The sequence below is a fragment of the Rhodoferax sp. GW821-FHT02C08 genome (assembly GCF_059421805.1).
In genome coordinates this window covers 162,464-186,086 of sequence record NZ_JBWKVR010000007.1, presented here as the reverse complement: position 1 = coordinate 186,086, position 23,623 = coordinate 162,464, and the positions used below count along the sequence as shown (strand labels likewise).

Annotated in this window: 22 protein-coding genes and 1 tRNA gene; 13 read left to right on the top strand and 10 right to left on the bottom strand. The window is 64.4% G+C overall.

All coding sequences use genetic code 11. From position 1 onward, the window contains the following. The first annotated feature begins 71 nt into the window (after window positions 1-71). The 13 genes from AC07VY_RS11420 (at window position 72) to AC07VY_RS11360 (ending at window position 17,106) form a co-directional block, all read left to right on the top strand. The gene (locus AC07VY_RS11420) at window positions 72-1,853 is read left to right on the top strand and encodes a patatin-like phospholipase family protein (protein WP_495097416.1); all 1,782 of its coding nucleotides are present in this window, start codon (window positions 72-74) and stop codon (window positions 1,851-1,853) included. Continuing rightward, entirely contained in the window at window positions 1,841-5,689 is a 3,849-nt protein-coding gene (locus AC07VY_RS11415) for a non-ribosomal peptide synthetase (protein WP_495097417.1), read from the top strand. The genes AC07VY_RS11420 and AC07VY_RS11415 overlap by 13 nt, the downstream gene beginning before the upstream one ends. Continuing rightward, window positions 5,686-6,396: a TVP38/TMEM64 family protein gene (locus AC07VY_RS11410; protein ID WP_495097418.1), complete on the top strand. Its 711-nt coding sequence runs from the start codon at window positions 5,686-5,688 to the stop codon at window positions 6,394-6,396. Before AC07VY_RS11415 ends, AC07VY_RS11410 begins: the two co-directional genes overlap by 4 nt. A gap of 17 nt (window positions 6,397-6,413) precedes the next feature. Further along, a complete protein-coding gene (locus AC07VY_RS11405) occupies window positions 6,414-7,811 on the top strand; it encodes a GNAT family N-acetyltransferase (RefSeq protein WP_495097419.1) in 1,398 nt (465 codons plus the stop codon). Window positions 7,812-7,840: 29 nt separating this feature from the next. Then, window positions 7,841-8,698 (top strand): TatD family hydrolase, encoded by an 858-nt coding sequence (locus AC07VY_RS11400; RefSeq protein WP_495097420.1) that lies wholly within the window; start codon window positions 7,841-7,843, stop codon window positions 8,696-8,698. Next, window positions 8,695-9,201: a DNA-deoxyinosine glycosylase gene (locus tag AC07VY_RS11395; protein ID WP_495097421.1), complete on the top strand. Its 507-nt coding sequence runs from the start codon at window positions 8,695-8,697 to the stop codon at window positions 9,199-9,201. The genes AC07VY_RS11400 and AC07VY_RS11395 overlap by 4 nt, the downstream gene beginning before the upstream one ends. Next, window positions 9,201-9,971 carry a class I SAM-dependent methyltransferase gene (locus AC07VY_RS11390; protein ID WP_495075279.1) on the top strand — a complete coding sequence of 257 codons (771 nt, stop codon included), beginning with the start codon at window positions 9,201-9,203 and terminating at the stop codon, window positions 9,969-9,971. Before AC07VY_RS11395 ends, AC07VY_RS11390 begins: the two co-directional genes overlap by 1 nt. A gap of 13 nt (window positions 9,972-9,984) precedes the next feature. Next, window positions 9,985-11,769, top strand: a complete 1,785-nt coding sequence (gene tfpB, locus AC07VY_RS11385) for a type IV pilus assembly ATPase TfpB (RefSeq protein ID WP_495075280.1) — start codon at window positions 9,985-9,987, stop codon at window positions 11,767-11,769. 103 nt (window positions 11,770-11,872) lie between these two features. Further along, the gene (locus tag AC07VY_RS11380; protein WP_495097422.1) at window positions 11,873-12,361 is read left to right on the top strand and encodes a tripartite tricarboxylate transporter TctB family protein; all 489 of its coding nucleotides are present in this window, start codon (window positions 11,873-11,875) and stop codon (window positions 12,359-12,361) included. Between the two features lie 27 nt (window positions 12,362-12,388). Beyond that, on the top strand, window positions 12,389-13,918 hold the full coding sequence (locus tag AC07VY_RS11375; RefSeq protein ID WP_495097423.1) for a tripartite tricarboxylate transporter permease: 1,530 nt from the start codon (window positions 12,389-12,391) through the stop codon (window positions 13,916-13,918). Between the two features lie 57 nt (window positions 13,919-13,975). Next, on the top strand, window positions 13,976-15,325 hold the full coding sequence (locus tag AC07VY_RS11370; RefSeq protein ID WP_495097424.1) for a DUF3422 family protein: 1,350 nt from the start codon (window positions 13,976-13,978) through the stop codon (window positions 15,323-15,325). Between the two features lie 54 nt (window positions 15,326-15,379). Further along, on the top strand, window positions 15,380-16,282 hold the full coding sequence (locus AC07VY_RS11365; RefSeq protein ID WP_495097542.1) for a DMT family transporter: 903 nt from the start codon (window positions 15,380-15,382) through the stop codon (window positions 16,280-16,282). Between the two features lie 29 nt (window positions 16,283-16,311). Beyond that, the gene (locus AC07VY_RS11360; RefSeq protein WP_495097425.1) at window positions 16,312-17,106 is read left to right on the top strand and encodes an SDR family oxidoreductase; all 795 of its coding nucleotides are present in this window, start codon (window positions 16,312-16,314) and stop codon (window positions 17,104-17,106) included. 1 nt (window position 17,107) lies between these two features. Here AC07VY_RS11360 and AC07VY_RS11355 read toward each other — a convergent pair whose 3' ends face one another. The 10 genes from AC07VY_RS11355 to AC07VY_RS11310 form a co-directional block, all read right to left on the bottom strand. Beyond that, entirely contained in the window at window positions 17,108-18,391 is a 1,284-nt protein-coding gene (locus AC07VY_RS11355; RefSeq protein ID WP_495097426.1) for a tryptophan--tRNA ligase, read from the bottom strand. Window positions 18,392-18,406: 15 nt separating this feature from the next. Then, the gene (locus AC07VY_RS11350) at window positions 18,407-19,069 is read right to left on the bottom strand and encodes a site-2 protease family protein (RefSeq protein WP_495097427.1); all 663 of its coding nucleotides are present in this window, start codon (window positions 19,067-19,069) and stop codon (window positions 18,407-18,409) included. Between the two features lie 26 nt (window positions 19,070-19,095). Beyond that, complete coding sequence (locus AC07VY_RS11345; protein WP_495075287.1) at window positions 19,096-19,731, bottom strand: L-threonylcarbamoyladenylate synthase; 636 nt, start codon at window positions 19,729-19,731, stop codon at window positions 19,096-19,098. 10 nt (window positions 19,732-19,741) lie between these two features. Beyond that, complete coding sequence (locus AC07VY_RS11340) at window positions 19,742-20,632, bottom strand: DMT family transporter (protein WP_495097428.1); 891 nt, start codon at window positions 20,630-20,632, stop codon at window positions 19,742-19,744. Then, window positions 20,629-21,483, bottom strand: coding sequence for a 3',5'-nucleoside bisphosphate phosphatase (locus tag AC07VY_RS11335; protein WP_495097429.1), 855 nt, complete (start codon window positions 21,481-21,483; stop codon window positions 20,629-20,631). The genes AC07VY_RS11340 and AC07VY_RS11335 overlap by 4 nt, the downstream gene beginning before the upstream one ends. A 122-nt stretch (window positions 21,484-21,605) precedes the next feature. Next, the gene (rpmG, locus tag AC07VY_RS11330) at window positions 21,606-21,776 is read right to left on the bottom strand and encodes a 50S ribosomal protein L33 (protein WP_495075290.1); all 171 of its coding nucleotides are present in this window, start codon (window positions 21,774-21,776) and stop codon (window positions 21,606-21,608) included. A gap of 11 nt (window positions 21,777-21,787) precedes the next feature. Continuing rightward, window positions 21,788-22,021: a 50S ribosomal protein L28 gene (gene rpmB, locus AC07VY_RS11325; protein WP_272548698.1), complete on the bottom strand. Its 234-nt coding sequence runs from the start codon at window positions 22,019-22,021 to the stop codon at window positions 21,788-21,790. Between the two features lie 269 nt (window positions 22,022-22,290). Continuing rightward, window positions 22,291-22,428: a hypothetical protein gene (locus AC07VY_RS11320; protein WP_495097430.1), complete on the bottom strand. Its 138-nt coding sequence runs from the start codon at window positions 22,426-22,428 to the stop codon at window positions 22,291-22,293. Window positions 22,429-22,515: 87 nt separating this feature from the next. After that, window positions 22,516-22,591 (bottom strand) — tRNA-Thr (locus AC07VY_RS11315). A gap of 14 nt (window positions 22,592-22,605) precedes the next feature. Beyond that, window positions 22,606-23,613 carry a class 1 fructose-bisphosphatase gene (locus tag AC07VY_RS11310; RefSeq protein WP_495075292.1) on the bottom strand — a complete coding sequence of 336 codons (1,008 nt, stop codon included), beginning with the start codon at window positions 23,611-23,613 and terminating at the stop codon, window positions 22,606-22,608. Window positions 23,614-23,623: the final 10 nt, after the last annotated feature.

The following is a 23,623-nucleotide window of genomic DNA, read 5'->3' as shown; positions in this document are numbered from 1 at the left end:
GAACTGGGGCGACGTGGGGTACAACGCGTCAGGGGTCAAGACGAGGATGTGAATCAATGCTAGAGCGGGAGATGTTCCACGCGCGGGTCATCCAGGTGCTACGCGACAGCCGGGTGTTCGGCTCGCTGCGCGAAGCCACGCTCAACGCGTTGGCCGCCGGGCTGCAGCAGCAGGATGTGCGCGGCGGCAATCTGGTGCTGGAAGAGGGCGCACCTGCGGACAGCATGCTCTTCGTGGTGACCGGGCGGCTGCGGGTGTCACGCCGCAATGTGGATGGCAGCGTGTTGCTCTACAACGAAATCCGTTCCGGCGAGAGCGTGGGCGAAGTCGGCTTGATCCTGGGCCAGCCACGGACGGGAGACGTGACAGCGGTGCGCGACTCCACCCTGGCGGTGCTCAGCCGGGCCCATTTTGAAGCGCTGCTGGTCCAGTATCCGCTGGAGTTGAACCGCGTCTTTACCCAGGTGATTTTTGACCATCTGCGGCACACCGCGCAGCACGCCAAGCGGCACCAGGCCCAGGCGTTCGTGGTGGTTCCGCTGTCCGGCGGCGCGGCCGCCACCGAAGTGGCTCGGGCGCTGATGGCGGCGCTGGCCCACATGGGCACGGTCCAGTACATAGGTCCGCATGCTGTGCATCCATTGCCTGGCGCCGAGACGGATGTGCACAAACACCATTTCGATGTGCTGGAGGACCAGTTCGACTTTCTGGTGTACGAGGCCGACACCAGCCCATCGGCCTGGACGCGGCAGGCTTTTCGGCAGGCCGACCAGATGATTTTTGTGGCCTCGGCGGGTAGCCCGCTGGAGCTGAACGCGCTGGAGCAAAGCCTGGCCGCGGAACCCGGCTTTGCCATGAAGCGCCAGCATTTGGTGCTGCTGCATTCGGCCCAGGCCGTGTGGCCCGAGGCCCGTCGCCCCTGGCGCGCCGGCCGGTCGCTGGAGCGCGTCTACCCGGTGCGCAGCGGCCATGCCGCTGACTATGCGCGCCTGGCTCGTTTTCTGACAGGGCGCGCGGTAGGTGTGGTGCTGGGCGGCGGCGGAGCCCGTGGCTTTGCCCATTTAGGGGTGCTGCGTGCTTTGCACGAGGCGCAGATTCCAGTGGACGTGGTGGGGGGCAACAGCATGGGCGCGCTGATTGGCGCCCAGTACGCCTGCGGTTTGCCGCTGGAGCAGATCCGCGAGCAGACCCGCAAGTTTGCCGAAGGCGGCGAGCGGCTGACCTTGCCGGTGATCTCGCTGGTGTCGGGCCAGCGCGTGGCCCGCGACCTGCGTCTGATGTTTGGCGACACCCAGATCGACGCGTTGTGGACACCGTATTTCGCTGCCGCCTGCAACCTCACCACGGCCCGCACCACGGTGCAGGAAAGCGGGCCGCTGTGGCGCGCCGTGCTGGCCAGCAACTCGCCCGCCGGCCTGTTCCCACCCGTGGTGCACCAGGGCGAGCTGTTGGTAGATGGTGCCATCCTGGAGAACGTGCCTGTGGAGGCCATGCGCATGCGCCTGGGCACGCCGCTGGAGCGCCGCAACGGTAACGGCACCATCATCGCCATCGACGTGGATGTGCGGCAGGACATGGGCGTGGACGTTGCGCTCAATCGCTTGTCCGTGCGGCAGACCGTCAAGGGTTATTTCTCGCGCGGTGCACGGGCTACGCCAGGTATTGCCGACATCCTTTATCGCGCCGGGCACATCGGGGGGCTGAACCAGCGCAGCGCCACCGTAGCCCAAGCCGACCATTACCTGGAGCCGCCGGTGGCCGATTTCCCCATGATGGCCTACCGCCGAGCCGATGAGATTGCCGAGCTGGGTTACCGCTACGCTGTGGAGCAGATCGCGCAATGGACACCGTGAGCGCTGCGGGTTTGCATGAAGACCTGGACCTCTCCCTGAGCCAGCGCGAGGTCTGGCTGGACCAGGCCACCTGGGCTGGCAGCGCGCATCTGAACATCGGCGGTTGCTGCTACCTGGTGGGGCCGCTGGACCTGCATCGTTTCCAAGCCGCGTTGGCCCTGCTGGTGCAGGAAAACGAGGCCCTGCGCCTGGCGCCCATGGCCGACGGCAGCCAGAAGCTGCTGAGCACCGTGGCCGTGAACCTGGATCTGGTGAACCTGTCCACAGAGGCCGATCCCAAGGACGCCATGCGTACCTGGTGGCAGCAGCGCATGGCCGTGCCCTTTGTGCTGGATGGCACGCCGCCCTGGCGCTTTGTGCTGCTGCGCGGCAGCGACGTGCTGCACGGCTTGTTGATCCAGTTCCACCACCTGGTAATGGACGGCTGGGGCACCACCCAGGTTGGCAAACGCTGGAGCGAGATCTACAACGCGTTGGAAGCCGGCGAAGTGCCCAGCCCGAAGCTGGTGCCGGGCTACACCCAATTTATCGAAGAATCGCATGCCTACCGCCAGTCGCCGGCCTTCGAGCGCGATGCTGCGTATTGGCAGTCGCAGATACCGGTGCTGCCCCAGCCCTTGATAGAACGGCGCTATGCCAGCAACCGCCAGCAGGAGCTGCCGCGCGCCCATATCGGCCTGCAGCGCCTGGCCCGCGCGGACTACGAGCAACTTTGCCAGGTGGCCGCAGAGCGCGGCTCCAGCGCTTTCAATTATTTCCTGGCAGCGCTGGTGTTGTACTTTGCGCGCATCGCCAACCGCCAGGAAGTGGTGGTGGGCGTGCCCAGCCTGAACCGGGGCGGACGGCGCTTCAGCGACACCCTGGGCATGTTTGTCGGCGTGATGCCGGTGGTTGTCAGTCTGACACCCGATATGACGCTGGAAGGACTGTTGGCTGCCGCGGGCAGTGCCATGCGTTCCGCGCTGCGCCATCCGCGCTATCCCCTGAGCGAGCTGGGCCGTACCCTGGAGATGGCGCGCCATCGGCGCGATGGCCTGTTCGACCTGCTGCTGTCTTTCGAGCGGCAGGACTATGCCGTGTCGTTTGGCCAGGCCAAGGTGGTGGAGTCGCGCCAGCTGTTCTCGGGCGTGGCGCGTTTCCCCCTGGGCGTGACGGTGTGCGAGTTTGACCCTGACCAGGATGTGGAGCTGGCGCTGGAAGCCAGCGACGCCTGCTTTGCCGCTGGCGAGGTGGAGCTGCTGGGGCGCCGCATCTTGAACCTGGTGCAGGCCGCTATCGACACGCCCCAGGCTTCGGTGTACAGCGTGCCTTTGCTGCCGCCGCAAGAGCGCTGGGCGCTGATTGATGGCCTGCACAAGGACGTGGCCTCCATGGCCGTGGTCGAGCCCTTTATTGCCCAGTTTGTCCAGCACGCGGGCCTGCGGCCCGACGCCAATGCCCTGGTCTGGGATGGCGGCGAGATGGACTACGCCACGCTGGACCAGGTCTCCACCCATCTGGCCTGGCGCCTGTTGGCCTGCGGTGCAGGCAAGGACCAGATCGTGGCCATGGCCATGGAGCGTTCCGCTGACATGGTGGTGGCCTTGCTGGCCGTGGCCAAGGCCGGCGCTGCCTTTTTGCCGCTGGACCCGGATGCCCCGTTGGCCCGTCTGGCTGGCATTTTGGAGGAGAGTACCGCCATCGCCTTGCTGATACAGCCCGCGCTGGCCCAACGTCTGGGCGGCCTGCATGGGTGCACGCTGCAGGTCGATTGGCAGCAGGCGCAGGCCGCATTGGCCCAGCAGCCGGTGCCGCGCCTCACGGTCAGGCCGGCTGCGGATGATCTGGCCTATGTGTTGTTCACCTCGGGCTCCACGGGGCGGCCCAAGGGCGTGATGATCGAGCACAGCACGCTGGCGCGCCGCTTGGGCTGGCTGTCGCGGGCCTACGCGGTGGAGTGGCATGACCGTTCGGCCCAGGCCACGCAGGTCACCTTCGACCCTTCGCTGATCGAGCTATTGCTGCCTCTGGTGCACGGTGCCAGCATTGCGCTGCCGCCGCCCGGGCGCCTGCTGCCAGAGACCCTGGCCGACTTTGCGGTCAAGCATGGCGTCACCATCATGGCCTTTGTGCCCAGCACGCTCAGCCGGTTTCTGGACTCTGCGGGCCACCGCAAGGGCCTGAAGCTGCGTGTTGCCTGCTGTGGTGGCGAGGTGCTGTCGCCCGAGCTGGCCCAGCGCTTCCTGAAGGAGACCGGGGGCCGGCTGTACAACGTTTACGGGCCCACCGAAACCGCGATTTTTGCCACCGCCTGGGAGTGCGAAAACCACCGCCTGGACACGGCCCTGCCCATAGGCCGGCCCATAGATGACACCCGCATCTATGTGCTGGACCACGACTTGCTGCCCGCGCCCATGGGCGTGCCCGGTGAAGTCTTCATTGGCGGCAACGCGATTGCGCGCGGCTACCTGAACCGCCCGGACCTGGACGCCCAGGTCTTTCTGCCCGACCCCTTTGTGCCCGGCCAGCGCATGTACCGCACCGGCGACCGGGGCTGGCTGGGCGGTGACGGCAATCTGCATTTCCTGGGGCGCATGGACCGGCAGATCAAGCTGCGCGGCTACCGCATCGAACTGGGCGAAATCGAATCAGCCTTGTCTGCCGTTGAAGGCGTTCTGCAGGCTGCGGCCAAGCTGGTAGAGCGCAAGGGCCGGCCGCAGATCCATGCCTGGGTGGCGATGGTGGCCGGTGGTGCCCACGCCACACCCGACAGCCTGCAGGCCGCGTTGCGCGTGCGCTTGCCCGACTACATGATCCCTAGCGGCATCACGCTGCTGCCCGGCTTGCCCGCCAGTACCGTGGGCAAGATCGACTACGACGCGCTGCCCGAACCCTGGTTCCACAACGGTGGTGGTGCAGCCCGTGCGCCCAGCCGCAAATACGAGCCCGAGTTGCTGGCCCTGTGGGAAGAGCTGCTGGATGTGCACCCCTTGGGTGTGCATGACAACTTCTTCGATCTGGGTGGCGACTCTCTGGCCGCGGTGAGCATGCTGACCGGTATCGAAAAGCTGCTGGGCCGCAAGATACCCATGTACCTCATCACCGAACATCCCACCGTGGAAAGCCTGGCCGCAGCCTTGTTGCAGCAGGCGGGCGATCCGCACGTGATGCGCAACCTGGGCGCCGACACCGGGCGCGTCCCGCTGTATCTGGCCGTCTCCGGCCACGGCGACCTAATGCGTTTCCAGAGCCTGGCGCGGGCTCTGGGCAATGCCTGCGACGTACACATGCTGCAGCCACCGCTGGACAAACCCATTGCCGAGATCCACGAGCTGGCCGAGCTGTATGCCGACTGCGTGCAGGCCCATGGCAAGCGACCCGGCTTTGTGGCCGGCTTTTCGGTGGGTGGCATCGCGGCGCTGGAAACCGCACGCCTGCTGCGCCAACGCGAAGTGCCCTTGCGCGGGCTGTTCCTGATCGACACCGCCTACCCGGCCTCGCGCCTGGGCGGCACCGCGTTCTGGCGTTTGTGCAGCTGGCTGGTGCGGCGCCTGCATGTGCAGGAGCTGAGCCTGAACGGGCGCCGCATGGGCGCCATGTTCAACGACCCCGGCCTGGTCAGCCAGGTGATGGCGCTCAAGGGCTACCGGCCCTCGGGTTTTGACGGACCCACGTTGCTGCTCAAGTCCTCCGGCCTGTCCAGCTGGGGGCGCTGGCTGTTCGCGCCCTGGCGCCGGCTCATGCCCAAGCATTTGTACGAGCAGCAGATTCCGGGCTTGCACGGTTCCATCTTTGAGCACGGCAACATCAGCGACCTGGCCCAGGCCATTACCGAACGCATGGACGTGATACCTTGAGCTCTTCCTTGCGTTGGCGTGTGTTGGGCCTGGTGTTGGCACTGCTGGCCCTGGTCGGCCTGGCCGTGGCCTGGAGCGCCTCGCCCCTGCGCGCCTGGCTGGACGCCGACCGCATCGTGGCGGCGCTGCGCCAGTTGGGCCAGTCCTTTGGCCCGGCGGCGGCGGTGGGTGGCTTTGCACTGGCCAGTACGCTGGCGGTGCCGGTCACATTCCTGATGCTGGTGACCATGGTCGCCTTCGGGCCCTGGGCCGGCATGGGCTGCACCCTGGCTGGGGCCTTGCTGGGGGCTGCTGCCAGCTACAGCCTGGGCTGGTTTCTGGGCCGCGAGGTGCTGCAGCGCCTGGGCGGTGAGCGCGTCAACGCCGTCAGCCGCAGCCTGGCCGAACGCGGCTTGCTGGCCGTGGTGCTGGTGCGCATCGTGCCGGTGGCGCCATTTGCCATCGTCAACATGGTGGCCGGTGCTTCGCATATCCGGCTGCGTGACATGCTGCTGGGCACTGGCCTGGGCATATTGCCCAGCACGGTGGTCATGGCCTTCTTCGTGGACCGCATTGTGGCCGCGCTGCGTGCGCCGGGCCCGCTGACGGTCGCGCTGGGTCTGCTGACGGTGGTGCTGATGGCGGCGGGCGCTTGGGCACTGCGCCGTTGGCTGCGCAAGGCCGCATCGACTGCCGTGGCTCCAAATAAGCCGCACACCCGTTCTTAATCACCTATTCTTGTTCCATGTCTGCCCGTAGCTTTCGTTCGTCCGGTAACCGCAAACGCGTGCGCCAGGCCTTGCGCAAGGCATTCGCTCTGTTTCCCCGGGCGATCCGGTTTTCGGTTTACCGCTCATTCGTGGATTGCGACCCAAACCCCGACGCCCGGCTGGTGTTGAAGATCGCCGAAACCCAGGACGAGCTGGAGGCCTGCTTCCGCCTGCTGCACGACGCCTATGTGGACAGTGGCTTCATGCAGCCCCAGCCCTCGGGCCTGCGCGCCACCATCTACCACGCCCTGCCCACGACCACCACGCTGTGCGCACTGTTCGATGGCGAGGTGGTGGGCACCATCTCGCTGATCCGCCAGAGCAGCTTTGGCTTTCCGATGCAGTCGGTGTTCGATCTGGCGCATATCCATGCTGAGCGCGGCCGTATCGCCGAAATCTCGGCCCTGGCGGTGCACCCGAAGTTCCGCAAGACTGGGGGCTCCATCCTGTTCCCGCTGATGAAGTTCATGTACCAGTACTGCACCAGCTACTTCGACACCACCCACGTGGTGATCGCAGTGAACCCGAACCGGATCGAGATGTACGAGTCGCTGCTGTTCTTCCAGCGGCTCAAGAGCCATGTGGTGCAGCACTACGACTTTGCCAACGGCGCACCGGCCATAGGCGCCTATCTGAACCTGCGTTCCGCGCTGCAGACCTTCAAGAAAGTCTACGCGGGCAAGCCGCGCCGCAAAGACCTGTACTCTTACTTTGTGAAGAGCCGGCTGCCCAACATCGTCTGGCCCACGCGCCGCTACTTCACCACCAACGACCCGGTCATGACGCCGGCCATGCTGGATTACTTCTTCAACCAGCGCACCCAGGTGTTCCGCGACCTCAGCGGACGTGAAAAAGCCCAGTTGGCCGCCATCTACAACCTGCCTCAGTACCAGCCCGTGCTGCCCACCGTGCCCTGGCCCGAAGCCATGGTGATCGAGGTCGGACCGCACCAGCGCTATTCCGTCAAATGCCATGGCCAGCTGGCCGTGGCGCTGGACGGCACGCCCCAAACCGTGGACCTGCAGCTGGTGGAGCTGTACGAAGAAGGCTTCCAGGCCTATGCCAAGACCCGGGTGCCGCTGCAGGTCTGGGCCGAGGTTTACATCCAGCTGGGCAGCAGCGAGACCTCGGCCCTGCGCGTCATGGCCACGCGCCGCGAGGCGCAGGGTGATCTGTTCGCCTACAGTTTTACCCTGGCCGAGCCCGACCTGGCCTGGCGCAAATTCGCCGCTGTGCTGCAAGCTGGCGCAGTGGGCAAAGACCTGGACAACGCCAGCGTTTTTCTGCTCGACCAATACAGCGCCGACCGCGTCCCCACCATCCCCCACGGCCTGAGCGCGCTGGACGACCCGGACAGTGACATCTCAGGCTAGTACGTCACGCCAGGCGTTAAAGTCCCCGCATGATGTGGATCGATACGCACTGCCATCTGGATGCCCCGGAATTTGGACCAAACCATGCGCTGGCGCTGGATTTACGTGCGCAGGCAGCTATTGAAAATGTAGCGCTATGTGTGTTGCAAGGCGTCATGGCCAGCAACTTCGACACGGTGCGGCTGCTGGCCCAGCAGACCGGTGACGCCTATGCGCTGGGCATCCACCCGCTGTTCGTGCCGCGCGCGCAGGATGGCGACCTGGACCTGCTGGAGCAGGCGCTGGCCGCGCACCGCGATGACCCGCGCCTGGTGGCGGTGGGCGAGATCGGGCTGGACCTGTTCGTGCCCGCGCTGCTGGAGCCGGCCATGCTGGCGCGCCAGCAGCACTTCTACCGTGCCCAGCTCAAGCTGGCTAGGAAGTTCGACCTGCCGGTGATCCTGCACGTGCGGCGCAGCGCCGACCTGGTGCTCAAGCATTTGCGTTCAGTGGCCGGCCTCGGTGGGCGCTGGCAGGGCATCGCCCACGCCTTCAACGGCAGTGCGCAGCAGGCGCAGGTGTTCATCGATATGGGCTTCAAGCTGGGTTTTGGCGGCGCCATGACCTTTGAGGCGGCGAACCAGCTGCGTCGCCTGGCGACGAGCTTGCCGATGGAGGCCCTGGTGCTGGAGACGGACGCGCCCGACATTCCGCCGCAGTGGCTGTACACCACCGCCGCCCAGCGCGCGGCAGGCCAGGCGCAGGGCATCAACTCTCCGCTGGAGCTGCCGCGCATCGGTGCGGTACTGGCCGATTTGCGCGGCCTGCCACTGCACGCTGTAGCAGATGCGACGACCCGCAACGCGCTGGACGCCTTGCCCCGGCTGCGCGCGCTGGTGCCCGCATGACCAGGCTGGTGGGCCTGCCGCCGCTGGTGGCGGACAACACGCGCTTGCTGATCCTGGGCAGCTTTCCCGGCGCGGCCTCGCTGGCGGCGCAGCAGTACTACGGCCATCCGCAAAATAAGTTCTGGCGCATACTTGCAGCCATTTATGGCGTTAGCGCAGAAGATATCTACGCGAGTAGCTATGAAAAGCGTAGCGCCTGGATGTTGTCCAAGGGCGTGGGCCTGTGGGATGTTTACGCCAGCTGTGAACGCGTGGGTAGCCTCGATGCAAAGATTCGCAATGCCGAGGTAAATGACTTCGCCGGCCTGCGACTGCGCTGTCCGGCGCTGCAGGCTGTCGCGCACAATGGCGCTGAGAGTTTTCGCCACGCCGCGCAGATCCAGGCCCTGGGCCTGCCGGTGCTGAAACTGCCGTCCACCAGCCCGGCGAATGCCAGCTGGAGCTTTGAGCGCAAGCTGGCGGCCTGGCGTGAAGTATTTGAACAATTTGGAATGGATATTTGATGGCCCGTAAATCTGCCGCGGCAAGTGCCGCCGCACTGCCCGAAGTCAACTTTAGCGACTACGGCGACGTGCGCACCCTGCACCTGGGCACCGAGTGGGTCCAGGGCTCGATGCTGCTGGACGCCCCCTTTGATATCGAGCTGGAATACGTGCGCCGCATGATGGCCTGGCTGCTGTTCGTGCCCGCCAGCAGCGTGGCCAAGCGCCGCGCCATGCAGCTGGGCCTGGGGGCCGGCACGCTGACCAAGTTCTGCCGCAAGAAGCTGCGCATGGACACCACCGCGGTGGAGCTGAACCCGCAGGTGCTATCGGCCTGCCGCTTCTGGTTCAAGCTGCCGCCAGACGATGAGCGCCTGCGTGTGGTGCTGGGCGACGCGGCGCTGAAGATCCAGAACAGCGACTGGGCCGGCACCATAGACGCGCTGCAGGTCGACCTGTACGACCAGGACGCCGCCGCTCCGGTGCTGGACAGCGCCGACTTCTACGCCGACTGCCGCAAGCTGCTGACCGAAGAGGGCTGCATGACGGTCAACCTGTTTGGCGAAGACTCCAGCTACCCGCAGAGCGTGGCCAAGATCACCGAAGCCTTTGGCGCCGACGCGGTGTGGGCCTTCAAGCCCACCAAGGACGGCAACACCATCGTGCTGGCCCAGCGCACGCCCAGCCGCCCCAGCCAGGCCGAGCTGCTGGAACGCGCCGAAGCCATCCAGACCCGCTGGGGTCTGGCAGCCGCCAAGTGGCTGAAGATATTCAAGCCTGTACAAGCCTGAGGTAAGCACCGCCATGAAAGCTGCCGCACCCACTCTCGCTAAAACCCCGTACGCAGGCCCGGTGCACTGGCGCTTGCTGGTGCAGTGGCTGGCCGAGGACGGGGTGATTTCGCCCACCGAGCAACAGCGCACCATTGCCCGCTGCTCGCAGGCCGAAAGCGCCCAGCCCGCCTTGGTACGCCTGGCCAGCGTGGCCATGCAGCGCGCCAGCGACGGCAAGCCGCTGGACATCGAATCCCTGACGCAGTGGTTGGCTGGCCGTGCTGGTCTGCAGTACCTGCGCATCGACCCCCTGAAGGTCGAGGTGGGCAAGGTGGCCGACACCATGAGCGCCGTGTATGCCGAGCGCCACAAAGTACTGCCGGTGCAGGTCACTACGTCTGAAGTGGTGGTGGCCACCAGCGAGCCCTTCCTGACCGACTGGGTCAGCGAGGTAGAGCGCCAGTCGCGCCGCAGTGTGCGCCGCGTGGTGGCCAGCCCGCTGGAGATACACCGCTACACGGCCGAGTTCTTCGCGCTGGCCAAGTCCGTCAAGGCGGTGCAAAAGGCCGGCGGCAATATCGGCGCCGGCAGCTTCGAGCAGCTGGTGGAGCTGGGCAAAACCAATAAGCAGCTGGACGCCAACGACCAGAGCGTGGTGCAGGTGGTGGACTGGCTGTGGCAGTACGCCTTCAACCAGCGCGCCAGCGACATCCACCTGGAGCCGCGCCGCGAGCAGGGCGTGATCCGCTTCCGCATCGATGGCGTGCTGCACCCGGTCTACCAAATGCCGATGACGGTGATGAACGCCATGGTGGCCCGCATCAAGCTGCTGGGCCGCATGGACGTGGTGGAAAAGCGGCGCCCGCTGGACGGCCGCATCAAGACCCGCAACCCGCGCGGCGACGAGGTGGAAATGCGCTTGTCTACCCTGCCCACCGCTTTCGGCGAGAAGATGGTGATGCGGATTTTTGACCCCGACACCGCGGTGAAAGACCTGGACGCCCTGGGCTTCACCCCGCACGATGCGCAGCGCTGGGAGGCGCTGGTGAAGCGCCCGCACGGCATCATCCTGGTGACCGGCCCCACCGGTTCGGGCAAGACCACCACGCTGTACTCCACCCTGAAGCGCGTGGCTACCGAGGAGGTGAACGTCAGCACGGTGGAAGACCCGATCGAAATGATCGAGCCCAGCTTCAACCAGACCCAGGTGCAGCCGCAGCTCGACTTCGGCTTCACCGAAGGCCTGCGCGCGCTGATGCGGCAGGACCCGGACATCATCATGGTCGGCGAAATCCGCGATCTGGCCACGGCCGAAATGGCGGTGCAGGCGGCGCTGACCGGCCACTTGGTGTTCTCCACCCTGCACACCAACGACGCACCCTCCGCCATCACCCGCATGATGGAACTGGGCGTGCCTGCTTATCTGCTGAACGCCACCGTGCTGGGGGTGCTGGCCCAGCGCCTGGTGCGTACCCTGTGCAAACAGTGCCGGGCCCCCGACGAGGTGCTGGCCCGCGAGACCCTGGGCGCGGCCATCAAGCCCTGGAAGATCAATACCGAATACACGCCCTACAAGCCCGTGGGTTGCGTGGACTGCCGCATGACCGGCTTCATGGGCCGCATGGGCGTGTACGAGCTGCTCACCGTGTCCGAGGCTTTCAAGGCCCAGGTCAACCAGGGCCCCAGCATCGACGCGCTGCGCCGCCAGGGCGTGGCCGACGGTATGCGCCCGCTGCGCCTGGCCGGCGCGCTGCGTGTGGCCGAGGGCCTGACCACGCTGGACGAGGTGCTGTCCGCCACACCGCCGCTGGACTGATGGCTGCGGGGTTTCGGCCTAGGGAGAACCCGCTCGATGAGGCTGGGGGCGTGCCAACATAATCGCGCCACCGTTGTTTTCGTGGCGCCTGGGAGGGCGGGGCATGCAAATAAAAAGCCAGAAAGACTTCTTCTCGGGCCTGATGTTCATGGGCCTGGGCGGCGCCTTTGCCTGGGGTGCCACCACGTACACAGTGGGCACGGCGGCGAGCATGGGGCCGGGCTACTTCCCGCTGCTGCTGGGCTTGTTGATGCTGTTGCTGGGCCTGCTGATCACCTTCAAGTCCCTGGTCACCGAGACCGAAGATGGCGGCCGGATGGGCCGCTGGGCCTGGCGCCCTCTGTTGTGCGTCCTGGTGGCCAACGCAGCGTTTGGCATGTTGCTGGCGGGCTTGCCGGCCATAGGTTTGCCACCCATGGGCTTGGTGGTGGCGGTGTTTGTGCTGGTCTTCGTGGCCTCGCTGGCGGCCAAGGGCTGTGCGTTACGCGCTGCGCTGGCACTGGCCGCTGCCCTGGCACTGGGCAGCTACCTTGTCTGTATTCCCTTGCTGAAGCTGCAGATACAGGTCTGGCCGGCATTTATGGCCGGCTAAGGCCAAAGCTAAGGTTAAAGGGCGGGCATGGATGTGTTGCATAACCTGGCGCTGGGCTTGGGCGTGGCGTTTGCGCCGGCCAATCTGTTGTATGCGCTGGCAGGCTGCACCTTGGGGATGTTGATCGGGCTTGTGCCCGGCATCGGCCCGGTGGCTGCCATCGCCATGCTGCTGCCAGCTACCTACGGCTTGCCACCCTTGTCTGCGTTGACCATGCTGGTCTGCATCTACTGCGGCACCCGGTATGGAGGCGCCACTTTCGCCATTCTGGCGCGTCTGCCGGCTGAAGCCGTGCCCGTGGTGACGGCTCTCGACGGCTACCAGATGGCCCGCCAGGGCCGCGCCGGGCCGGCACTGGTGGCCTCGGTGCTGGGGGCATTGTTCGCGGGCTCGGTGGGTGCCGTGGTACTGGCTGCATTGGCTGCGCCGTTGGCCGCGCTGGCTCTGCAGTGGGGCCCGGTGGAGTTTTTTTCGTTGATGGTGCTGGGTCTGGTCGGTGCGGTGGTGCTGGCCTCGGGTTCGCTGTTGAAGGCCATGGCTATGGCCGTCCTGGGCCTGTTGCTGGGCTTGGTGGGGAAGGATGGAGTTTCGGGCGTGCCGCGTTTCAGTTTCAATATCCCGGAACTGGCGGAAGGTATCGATTGCGTGGCTATCGCCATGGGGGTGTTTGTCTACGCGGAAGCTATCGCCCAACTGGCCCGGCCCGATGGTGACCGCCAGGTGCTGAGCCCCAAGCTCGGTGGCCTGCTGCCCACCCGGCAGGACATGAAAGACATGGCCGCCGCCATATGGCGCGGTAGCTTCCTGGGTTTGGTGGTTGGCATGCTGCCGGGGGGCGGCGCGCTGCGGGCCGCGTTCACCAGCTACGCCATGGAAAAGCGCAGGCACATGCAGACCGGCGACATCGCAATGGAAATCGCACTCGGCAAGGGCAATATCCGTGGTGTGGCCGGCCCCGAGGCGGCCTACCACGCGGGTGCGCAGACCGCGTTCCTTCCGCTGCTGGCCCTGGGTATTCCGTCCAATGCCGTGTTGGCACTGCTGGTGGGCGCCATGGCCCGCTACCACGTCCAACCCGGCCCGCAGGCGATGGTGGCTCAGCCCGAGCTGTTATGGGGCTTGGTGGCCTCGCTGTGGCTTGCCCACGGGATACTGGTGGCGCTGAACCTGCCACTGGTAGGCATAGGCATCTGGAGCCGGCTGCTGAAGCTGCCTTACCCTTGGGTGTTCCCGGGCATCGTGTTGCTGTGCGCGCTCGGGGTCTACACCACCAGCCACCAGGTGTTTGGTGTTTGGCTGGTGGCGGGCCTGGGTGCCGTCGGCTATCTGTTCCACAAGCTGGGCTGCGAGCCCGCGCCGCTGCTGCTGGGCGTGGTGCTGGGGCCGGGCATGGAGGCCCATTTGCGCAACGCGCTGCAGCAGTCGGGCGGTGACTGGAGCATCTTCGTCACCCGGGGCCTGTCGGCTGGGCTGCTGACCGTGGCGGCACTGATGGTGCTCATCGTGCTGGTGCAGGCGGTGCGCCGCAAGCGTGAAGATGCGTTTGTCGAGGACTAAGCCAAGCTGTATTTCTGCCGGAGGTGACACGTGTCTGCGTCACAATCAGTTCCAACCATGGCATCTTCTACCCACCCTTCGCAACATCCGCAACGCACGGCGCTGCACAACGAAATCCACGCCCGGCCGCCCGAGGCCATGGCGGCGCCGCTGGCCATCTCCCATGTGGTGATGGTCTGTGACGCCGTGGGGCGGGAGGCCAGCCGCGCCCATGTGGCGGCCTTGCTGCGCGACCACCACCTGGCCCAGCCCGACGTCCAGTCCACGCATATCCGTATGGACGTGGGGCCCTTCCGGCTGCGCTGGGAAATGCATACTGAGTTCGTTACCTACACCTTTATGCGCGCCCTGGAGCCCGACACGGCCGGCACACAGGTGTTTGGCCGCGACCCCGTGACCGCCGCGCAGGCTGTGCCGCAGGACTGGTTTGCCGCCTTGCCTGGCCAGTGCCTGGTGAGCCTGCATCTGTGGGCCTTGCCTGCGCCCATGGTGCAGGGCGGCGATGCGCTGGTGCGGCAGGTGTTGTTCGAGGACTCGCTGGTGGCCTCCAGTGTGGCCGGCGGGCATGCCAAGGTGTACACCGACTTCGCCATCCATGCCGACGGCTTTTCGCGCATCGTGCTGCTGGCCGGTGGTGCGGCGCAGGCCGAGGCGGCGGGCGTCGAGTCCCTGTCGCCGCGCCGCTTGGGCCGGCTGGTGCAGCGCCTGCTGGAGATCGAAACCTACCGCATGGCCGCGCTGCTGGGCCTGCCCGCTGCCCGCGAGGCCGCCGACGTGCTGGCTTTTGCCGAGCGCGAGCTGGCATCACTGGCCGAAGCCATACGCAGCGCCAACCGCGACGATGAGCCCCAGCTGCTGGACCGCCTGACCCGGCTGGCCGGCCAGGTGGAGAGCCAGTACGCCGCCACGCATTCGCGCTTTTCGGCCAGCGCGGCGTATTTCGAGCTGGTGGATAAACGCATCACCGACATCAACGAGTCGCGGCTGGCCGGCATGCAGACCATCCGCGAATTCATGGACCGCCGCCTGACGCCTGCGCGCAGCACCTGCGAATGGGCCACGCGGCGGCAGGACGCGCTGTCGCAGCGCGTGTCGCGCATGAGCAATCTGCTGCGCACGCGGGTGGAGATCGAGCAGCAGCAAAGCAGCCAGGCGCTGCTGACCACCATGAACACGCGCCAGGGCCTGCAGCTGCAGATGCAGGCCACGGTGGAGGGCCTGTCGGTGGCGGCCATCACCTACTACATCGTCGGCCTGGTCAGCTACATGGCCAAGGGTGCGCACGCCATAGGCTGGCCCTGGAGCCCCGAGAGCACGGCCGCCGTGGCGATTCCGCTGGTGGCGGGCGGTGTATGGTGGTCGCTGCGGCGGCTGCACCACCGCATGTTTGGCAAGCAGCACGCTTAATCCCGTGCCCAGTGCGGGCTATGTGCTTGCAAATAAAATAAGCCTCCAGCGCTTATATCTTCTGCACCAGTGGCTACAAAAAACATAGCAACCGGCCTGTTGCTCGCACTTGTCGGCTCGATTGCCTTCAGCGGCAAGGCCATCATCGTCAAGCTGGCCTACCGCTACGGCGTGGACGCCATCACCCTCATCATGTACCGCATGCTGTTTGCGCTGCCCATCTTCGCCGTCATGGCCTGGTGGTCCAGCCGGGGCAAGCCGCGCTTAAGCGCGCGCGACTGGTGGGGTGTGCTGGGCCTGGGTGTGACCGGCTACTACCTGGCCAGCTACCTGGACTTTGCCGGCCTGGGCTATATCAGCGCCTCACTGGAGCGGCTGATCCTGTACACCAACCCCACGTTGGTGGTGCTGCTGGGCTGGCTGCTGTACCGCAAGCCCATCACCCGGCTGCAGGTGCTGGGCATGGCCGTGTGCTACGGCGGCGTGGTGCTGGTGTTTGGCCACGAGATCAATCTGCAAGGGGCGAACGCCGGCCTGGGTGCCTTGCTGGTGTTTGGCAGCGCCATCAGCTATGCCGTCTACCTGGTCTACAGCGGCCAGATGGTGCAGCGCGTGGGCTCGCTGCGCCTGGTCGGGCTGGCGACCACGGTGGCCTGCCTGTGCTGCCTGCTGCAGTTTGTGCTGTTGCGGCCCATGTCCGCCGCGCTGGTGGCACCCGAGGTGCTGTGGCTGTCGGTGCTGAACGCCACCGCCTGCACCGCCGCCCCGGTGCTGATGGTGATGATGGCCATCGAGCGCCTGGGCGCTGGTCTCGCCGCCCAGGTGGGCATGGTGGGGCCTATGTCCACTATTCTCATGGGCGTGTTCATTCTGGGCGAGCCCTTCACCGGCTTTGTGGCAGCCGGCACGGTGCTGGTGATGGTGGGGATTTATGTGTTTACCCGCAAGGCGGCCTGACCGGGCTTGCAACGCAAAAAGGAGCGAATATGGACTTGGGAATCGCCGGCCGTTGGGCCTTGGTATGCGGGGCCAGCAAAGGCCTGGGTCTGGGCTGTGCGCAGGCCTTGGCGCGCGAGGGGGTGAACGTGCTGATGGTGGCCCGCGGTGCACCGGTGCTGCAGGCGGCTGCTGCAGATTTGATAGCTTCTTGCGCAGGTAAATCAAGCGCTAGCGTGCTTTTTTGTGCTGCAGATATCACCACACCGGAAGGCCGGGCGGCGGTGTTCGCCATGCGCCAGGACTTCGACATTGTGGTCACCAACGCGGGCGGCCCGCCTACCGGGGACTTTCGCGACTGGGACCGCGACGCCTGGATCAAGGCGGTGGACGCAAACATGCTGACCCCCATCGAACTCATCAAGACCACGGTGGACGGCATGGCGGCGCGTGGCTTTGGCCGCATCGTCAACATCACCAGCAGCGCGGTGAAGTCGCCCATCGATGTGCTGGGCCTGAGCAATGGTGCGCGCAGCGGTTTGACCGGATTTATCGCTGGCCTGGCGCGCAGCCCGCTTGCCGGGCAGGGTGTCACCATCAATAACCTGCTGCCGGGGGCATTCGATACCGACCGTCTGCGCGGCAATATGCAGGGCGCGGCCGACAAGCTGGGGCAGAGCCTTGACGTGGTGGCCGACGCCCGGCGCAAGACCATTCCCGCCCAGCGATTCGGTACGCCCGAGGAGTTTGGCGCGATCTGCGCCTTCTTGTGCAGTGCGCAGGCCGGCTACATCACCGGCCAGAACGTGCTGGCCGATGGCGGGGCCTACCCCGGCACCTTCTAGCTTAGGCCGCGTTCTGCAGGGCTTCCAGGGCCTGGGTGATGTCATCCAGGCTGGCGCCTTCGGCGGGCTGCAGCTGGCCCAGGCTGGCAATGCCTTCGGCCTGTAAGCGGGCAATGGCTTGGCCTGCGTCCTTGGGCGCGTCGAAGCCGGCGCTTTCCAGCAACAGGCGGCCGTGGGCATCAACCAGCTTGAAGTGGAATTTGCCGGTGGTTTCACGGTACTGCTTGAACACCGGCAGCGCTGCCTTAGCGGCCTTGGCCGATTTTTGCGTGGCCTGGGCGCGCAGATTGCGCAAGCCCACCGCATGGCGCAACTGGGCGATGAAGGGCGTGGCGATCTTGCGGGCCTTGATGGCACCGGCTTGCAAGATGTCTTCCACCTCGCCGGGGTTGTCCATGTAGCGCTGGTAGGCATCGCGCATGGGCGCGACTTCCTGGTCGATGCGCTCGAACAGTATTTGCTTGGCGTCGCCCCAGGCGATGCCCTCGGCATAGGCTTGGCGCAATGCGGCGGTCTCGGCCTCGCTGGCAAAAGCCTGGTAGATCTGGAACAGGGCCGAGCCCTCGGTGTCCTTGGCCTCGCCCGGCGCGCGCGAGTCGGTCAAGATGCCGGCAATCAGCTTGCGCAGCTGGGCCTTGGGGGTGAACAGCGGAATCGTGTTGTCGTAGCTCTTGCTCATCTTGCGGCCGTCCAGGCCGGGCAGGGTGGCGACGGATTCCTCGATCAGCGCCTCGGGCAGCACGAACTGCTCGCCGTAGGTGTGGTTGAAGCGTTGGGCGATGTCGCGCGCCATCTCGATGTGCTGTACCTGGTCGCGGCCCACCGGCACCTTGTGGGCGTTGAAGAGCACGATGTCGGCGGCCATCAGCACCGGGTACATGAACAGGCCTGCGCTGATGTCGGCGTCTGGGTCGGCCTGGGCGGCTAGATTCTTGTCCACCGAGGCCTTGTAGGCATGGGCGCGGTTGAGCATGCCCTTGGCACTCATACAGGTCAGTATCCAGCTGAGTTCGGGGATTTCCGGGATATCGGACTGGCGGTAGAAGGACACGCGGTTCGGGTCCAGCCCTGCGGCCAGCCAGCTGGCGGCGATCTCCAGCGTGCTGCGCTGGATACGCGCTGGGTCGTCGATCTTGATGAGCGCGTGGTAGTCGGCCAGAAAGTAAAAGCTTTCCACACCCGGCGCCAGGCTGGCGCGTACCGAGGGGCGGATCGAGCCGACGTAATTACCCAGGTGGGGCGTGCCCGAGGTGGTGATGCCGGTGAGAACGCGGGAGCTTGTCATGAGGGCGAACGATTATTAGTTGAACAGGAGGACGAATGGGGTGCGCAGAATGTCCAGCACGCCAAAGGCAATTTTGAGCAAGGGCCGCATCCACAAATTGCTGATGATGGGCGTGGTGAGTAACGCAAGCACGATAAAGAAGCCAAAGGGTTCTATGCGCGAAACCATGACAGCTTGTCTGTAAGGCAGCAAGCCAACCAAAATACGGCCACCGTCTAATGGTGGAATAGGGAATAAATTAAACGCGAACATCATCAGGTTGATCGAAACCCCCGCCACGCACATTTTGATAAAAAATGGTTCAGTAACTCCTACACCCTCCAGAACAGTACTTAGTACAAGCCACAAGAACGCTTGCACAAAGTTGGCGGCTGGTCCTGCCAGCGCAACCCAAATCATGTCGCGCTTTGGATTGCGGAGCTGTCCAAAGTTCACAGGTACAGGCTTCGCGTACCCAAACATGAATGGCGTAAAAACATACATCAGCAACGGGACCAGGATGGTGCCGATCGGGTCAATGTGCTTGAGCGGGTTCAGCGTGATGCGGCCCAGCCGGTAGGCGGTGTTGTCGCCATAGTGGTGGGCCACGTAGCCGTGGGCTGCCTCGTGCACGGTGATGGCAAACAGCACCGGCAGGGCGTAGATGAGGATGGTCTGTATCAGGTTGGCGATATCCACGGGGCGGGTCTCGGTGAAAGGTGGGTTTACAGGCCGATGGCAGACAAGTCGCCGCGGCCCTGGCGTACCAAGACTGGTTCACCTCCGTGACCCATCTCGGTCAAATCGATGACCGTGGTGGGCTCCAGGGGGCAGGCGCCGGCGTCGAGCACGGCGGCAATCTGGTGTTCGAACAAATCGCGTATGGCATGCGCGTCGTTCAGCGGATCGGTCTCACCGGGCGGTATCAGTGTGGTGGCTAGCAGTGGCGCGCCATGCAGCTCCAGCAGGCTCTGCAAGGTCTTGTGCTCTGGCACGCGCAGGCCAATCGTCTTGCGCGACGGGTGGCTCAGGCGGCGTGGCACTTCCTTGCTGGCTTCCAGGATGAAGGTGTAGGGGCCTGGGGTAGCGGCTTTCAGCAGGCGGTACTGCTTGTTGTCCACGCGGGCGTAGTTGGCCAGCTCGCTCAGGTCGCGGCACAACAGGGTCAGGTGGTGCTTGTCGTCCACGCCACGGGTGCGGCGCAGCAGATCGGCAGCGGCCTTGTCGTCCAGGTGGCAGACCAGGGCGTAACTGGAGTCGGTGGGTACGGCCACCAGCTTGCCTTGTGCCAGCAGCGCAACTGTCTGCTTGAGTAGCCGGGGCTGGGGGTTGTCGGGGTGGATTTCAAAGTACTGGGCCATGGGGTGATTATCAGGATTCGGTGGGTTGTACCTGAATGCGGCGTTCTTGCACGGTCAGCCAGGCGCCGCCAGCGCCACAAATGGCGATCAACACAATGCCCAGCGTCGCCCAGGTATCGGGCAGGTGTGAGAAGACCAGCCAGCTCGCCAGCATGGCGAAACCGATTTGGCCGTACAGAAAGGGCGTCAGCGTGGCCGCTGGGGTGCGTGCGTAGGCAAGTATCAGCAGAAAGTGGCCGGCCGTACCCATCAGTCCCATCAGCAGCATTCCGCCCCAGAGCTGCCAATCATGCACCTGTACCCAGACAAACGGCAGCGGTATGGATGCCAGCACGGTGCCAATCCAGCCGGTGTAGAAATGCATGGTGAAAGGGTCTTCTGTCTTGGCCAGTCGGCTGGTCAACACCTGGAACCAGGCGTTGGCCGCCACCAGGCCCAGTGGCAGCAGGGTGGTCCACCTGAAGGCGTCACCACCGGGACGGATGATGATCAGCGTGCCCACGAAACCACCGGCGACCAGCAGCCAGCGTGTTGGAGATACGGCTTCCCCCAGCAGTGCTGCCACAAAGGTGATCACCAGCGGAGTGATCATCACGATGGCGGTGAACTCACCAACCGGCATGTAACGCAGGCTAAAAAAAGAGAACAAGCTTGTCGTCAGCAGCAGTACACCGCGCAGGCACTGGAATTTGGGATGGGCTGTTTTCAGCAGCGCCCAGCCCCGCACGGGCAACATGGTGATGGTGGTGACCGAGGCCTGGAAGAAATAGCGAAACCACAGCGTCATCAGCAGAGGCACGCTGGCATTGGTCCATTTGGCCGTGGTATCGAGTGTGGCAAAGCACGCCACCGCAACGGTGACCAGCGCAATACCGGTCAACGCAGAGGCTGGACGGCTCACTGGATGCGGTCCGCGAGCAGGTCCCAGACGGGTGTCAAATTGCCGGACAAATAAGGCAGAGTGCCCAGGTCGGTATGGCTTTCGTCGGGGCTGTGGAAGTCGCTGCCACGCGAAGCCGCCAGACCGAACTCTCGGGCTACATCGGCGTATTCCACGTATTCGGCCACGGTGTGGCTGCCTGTGACGACTTCGACCGCCTGGCCGCCGTGGGCCTTGAATTCACTGAACAGCGCGTATTCTTCGTTGGCCGTGAATTTGTAGCGACCAGGGTGGGCGATCACGGCCACGCCGCCGGTCTGGGTGATCCATTGCACTGCGTCTTTCAGTGCCGCCCAGCGGTGGGGTACGTAGCCAGGTTTGCCTTCGGTCAGGTAGCGGCGGAACACTTCGTAGGTATCGCTGCAGACGCCGGACTCCACCAGGAAGCGGGCGAAGTGTGTGCGCGAGATCAAGGCCGGGTTGCCGACGAATTTCAGTGCCCCTTCGTAGGCACCGGGGATGCCTGCCGCCGCCAGGCTTGCTGCCATTTCCATAGCGCGTGGGCCACGGCCACCGCGCGTGGCGCCGAGTCCGTCTTGCATGATCGGGCTGTTAGCGTCAAACCCCAGTCCAACGATATGCACCGTTTCACCGGCAAAAGTGACCGAGATTTCAACCCCGGTCAGGTATTTCATGCCATGGGCCTTGGCAGCGGCGGCGGCCCGGGCCTGACCGCCGATTTCGTCGTGGTCAGTGAGCGCCCACAATTCCACGCCGTTGGCGCTGGCGCGTGCTGCCAACTGCTCCGGCGTCAGAGTACCGTCGGAAACCACGGAGTGGCAGTGGAGGTCAGCGTTGAGTATGGATGTCACGGTCTGATTTTAGGCCCTAGCGCTTCCCCTGGTCCGCACGGTGGCTATTGGGTGGGAATGCAGGCGGGCATAAAAAAACCCGCTGGGTAAGAGCGGGTTTCGGGGCAAAGAGCCAGGCTGGATTACTTCAGCTTGATTTCTTTGTATTCCACATGCTTGCGAGCCTTGGGATCAAACTTGCTGATCAACATTTTCTCGGGCATGGTTTTCTTGTTTTTGGTCGTGGTGTAGAAGTGACCAGTACCAGCTGTGGATTCCAGCTTGATTTTTTCGCGTCCGCCTTTGGTTGCCATGATTCAGCTCCTTATGCTTGGCCACGTGCGCGCAGATCGGCGAGCACAGAGTCGATACCGTTTTTGTCGATCAAACGCAGACCGGCATTGGAAATGCGCAGACGCACCCAACGGTTTTCGGTTTCGACCCAGAAGCGGCGGTATTGCAGGTTCGGCAGGAACCGACGTTTGGTTTTGTTGTTGGCGTGGGAGACGTTGTTCCCAACCATCGGGCCTTTGCCCGTTACTTCGCATACGCGTGCCATGAGGACACTCCAATTTTGTGCAGTGGTGTGCGTTCTAAGCTTGCCACTGCAATTAACGGCTAATCGCCGCACCTCGCCACCTGCTTGAAGTGGCGGTAAAAGTCATTTACCGGCGATATTGTTCCCATTAAAACTAATTAAAACGGGCGCGCCAAATCCAGTAAAGCCTATGATTATAGCGTCTTGATTTGAGTTTGTCTTCTGCGACTGTTTCAGTGCCCTTGCGCCTGTCGCGCGCGGCTCCTGGTGCTCTTCTGTGCCAGGACGATTCAGGGGCCGCAACAATCTACCAGGTAGGTGCCGGCAAACCACACCAGCACACCGCAAAACACCACGGCCAAGGCGCATACGGCCAGCAGGCGGCCAAACCTTGGCTGAATTTCTTTGCGGGGAGGGGGTTGGTTCATGGCGCGGTCTTTCTAAGGCAATGTGCAAACCGTCTGCAAAATGCAAAAGCCCGCTATCTTTTGGACAGCGGGCTTTTAAATTCAACGTGGTGCCGGAGAGATGAATCGAACACCCGACCTTCTCATTACGAATGAGCTGCTCTACCGACTGAGCTACACCGGCACGTTAGCCTTGGATTATAGCTTGGAGAAGTAGCTATTAATGTGGGCCACCTCATTTTTTGATCCGAGGATCACGCTCACGCGTTCGTGCAGCTTCTCCGGCACGATGTCCAGGATGCGCTGGGTGCCGGTGCTGGCTGCGCCGCCGGCCTGTTCGATCAGCCAGCCCATGGGGTTGGCTTCGTACATCAGGCGCAGCTTGCCGGGCTTGTTGGGCTCGCGCTTGTCCCAGGGGTAGAGGAAGACGCCGCCGCGCGTCAGGATGCGGTGTACATCGGCCACCATGCTGGCGATCCAGCGCATATTGAAGTCCTTGCCACGCGGGCCTTCGCTGCCTTGCAGGCAGTCTTCCACATAGCGCTTCACCGGCGTGTCCCAGTGGCGCATATTGCTCATATTGATGGCAAATTCCTTGGTGTCTGGCGGAATCTGCACGTTCTCCTGTGTCAGCACAAAGGAGCCCTGCTCGCGGTCCAGCGTGAACATGGCGACTCCGTCGCCTACGGTCAGCACCAGGGTGGTTTGCGGGCCGTAGACGCAGTAGCCGGCAGCAACCTGGTGGTGGCCAGCCTGCAGAAAGTCTTTTTCACCCACGGCGGCATCGCCATCGGGCTTTTTGAGCACGCTGAAGATGGTGCCGATGCTGACGTTCACGTCGATGTTGCTGGAGCCGTCCAGGGGATCGAACAGCAGCAGGTATTCGCCCTGCGGGTAGCGGTTCGGCACGGCGTAGATGCTTTCCATCTCTTCGGAGGCCATGGCCGCCAGGTGGCCGCCCCATTCATTGGCTTCGATCAGCACTTCATTGGCGATGATGTCCAGCTTTTTCTGGATTTCGCCCTGCACGTTTTCAGATTCGGCGGTGCCCAGAACGCCGCCCAGCGCGCCCTTGTTGACGGCATGGCTGATGCTCTTGCATGAGCGGGCCACCACTTCCAGCAGCAGGCGCAGCTGGGCCGGAATCAGGCCGTCCACGCGTTGCTGCTCTACCAGGTAGCGGGTGAGGGATATGTTTTTGGACATGGGTTTCCTT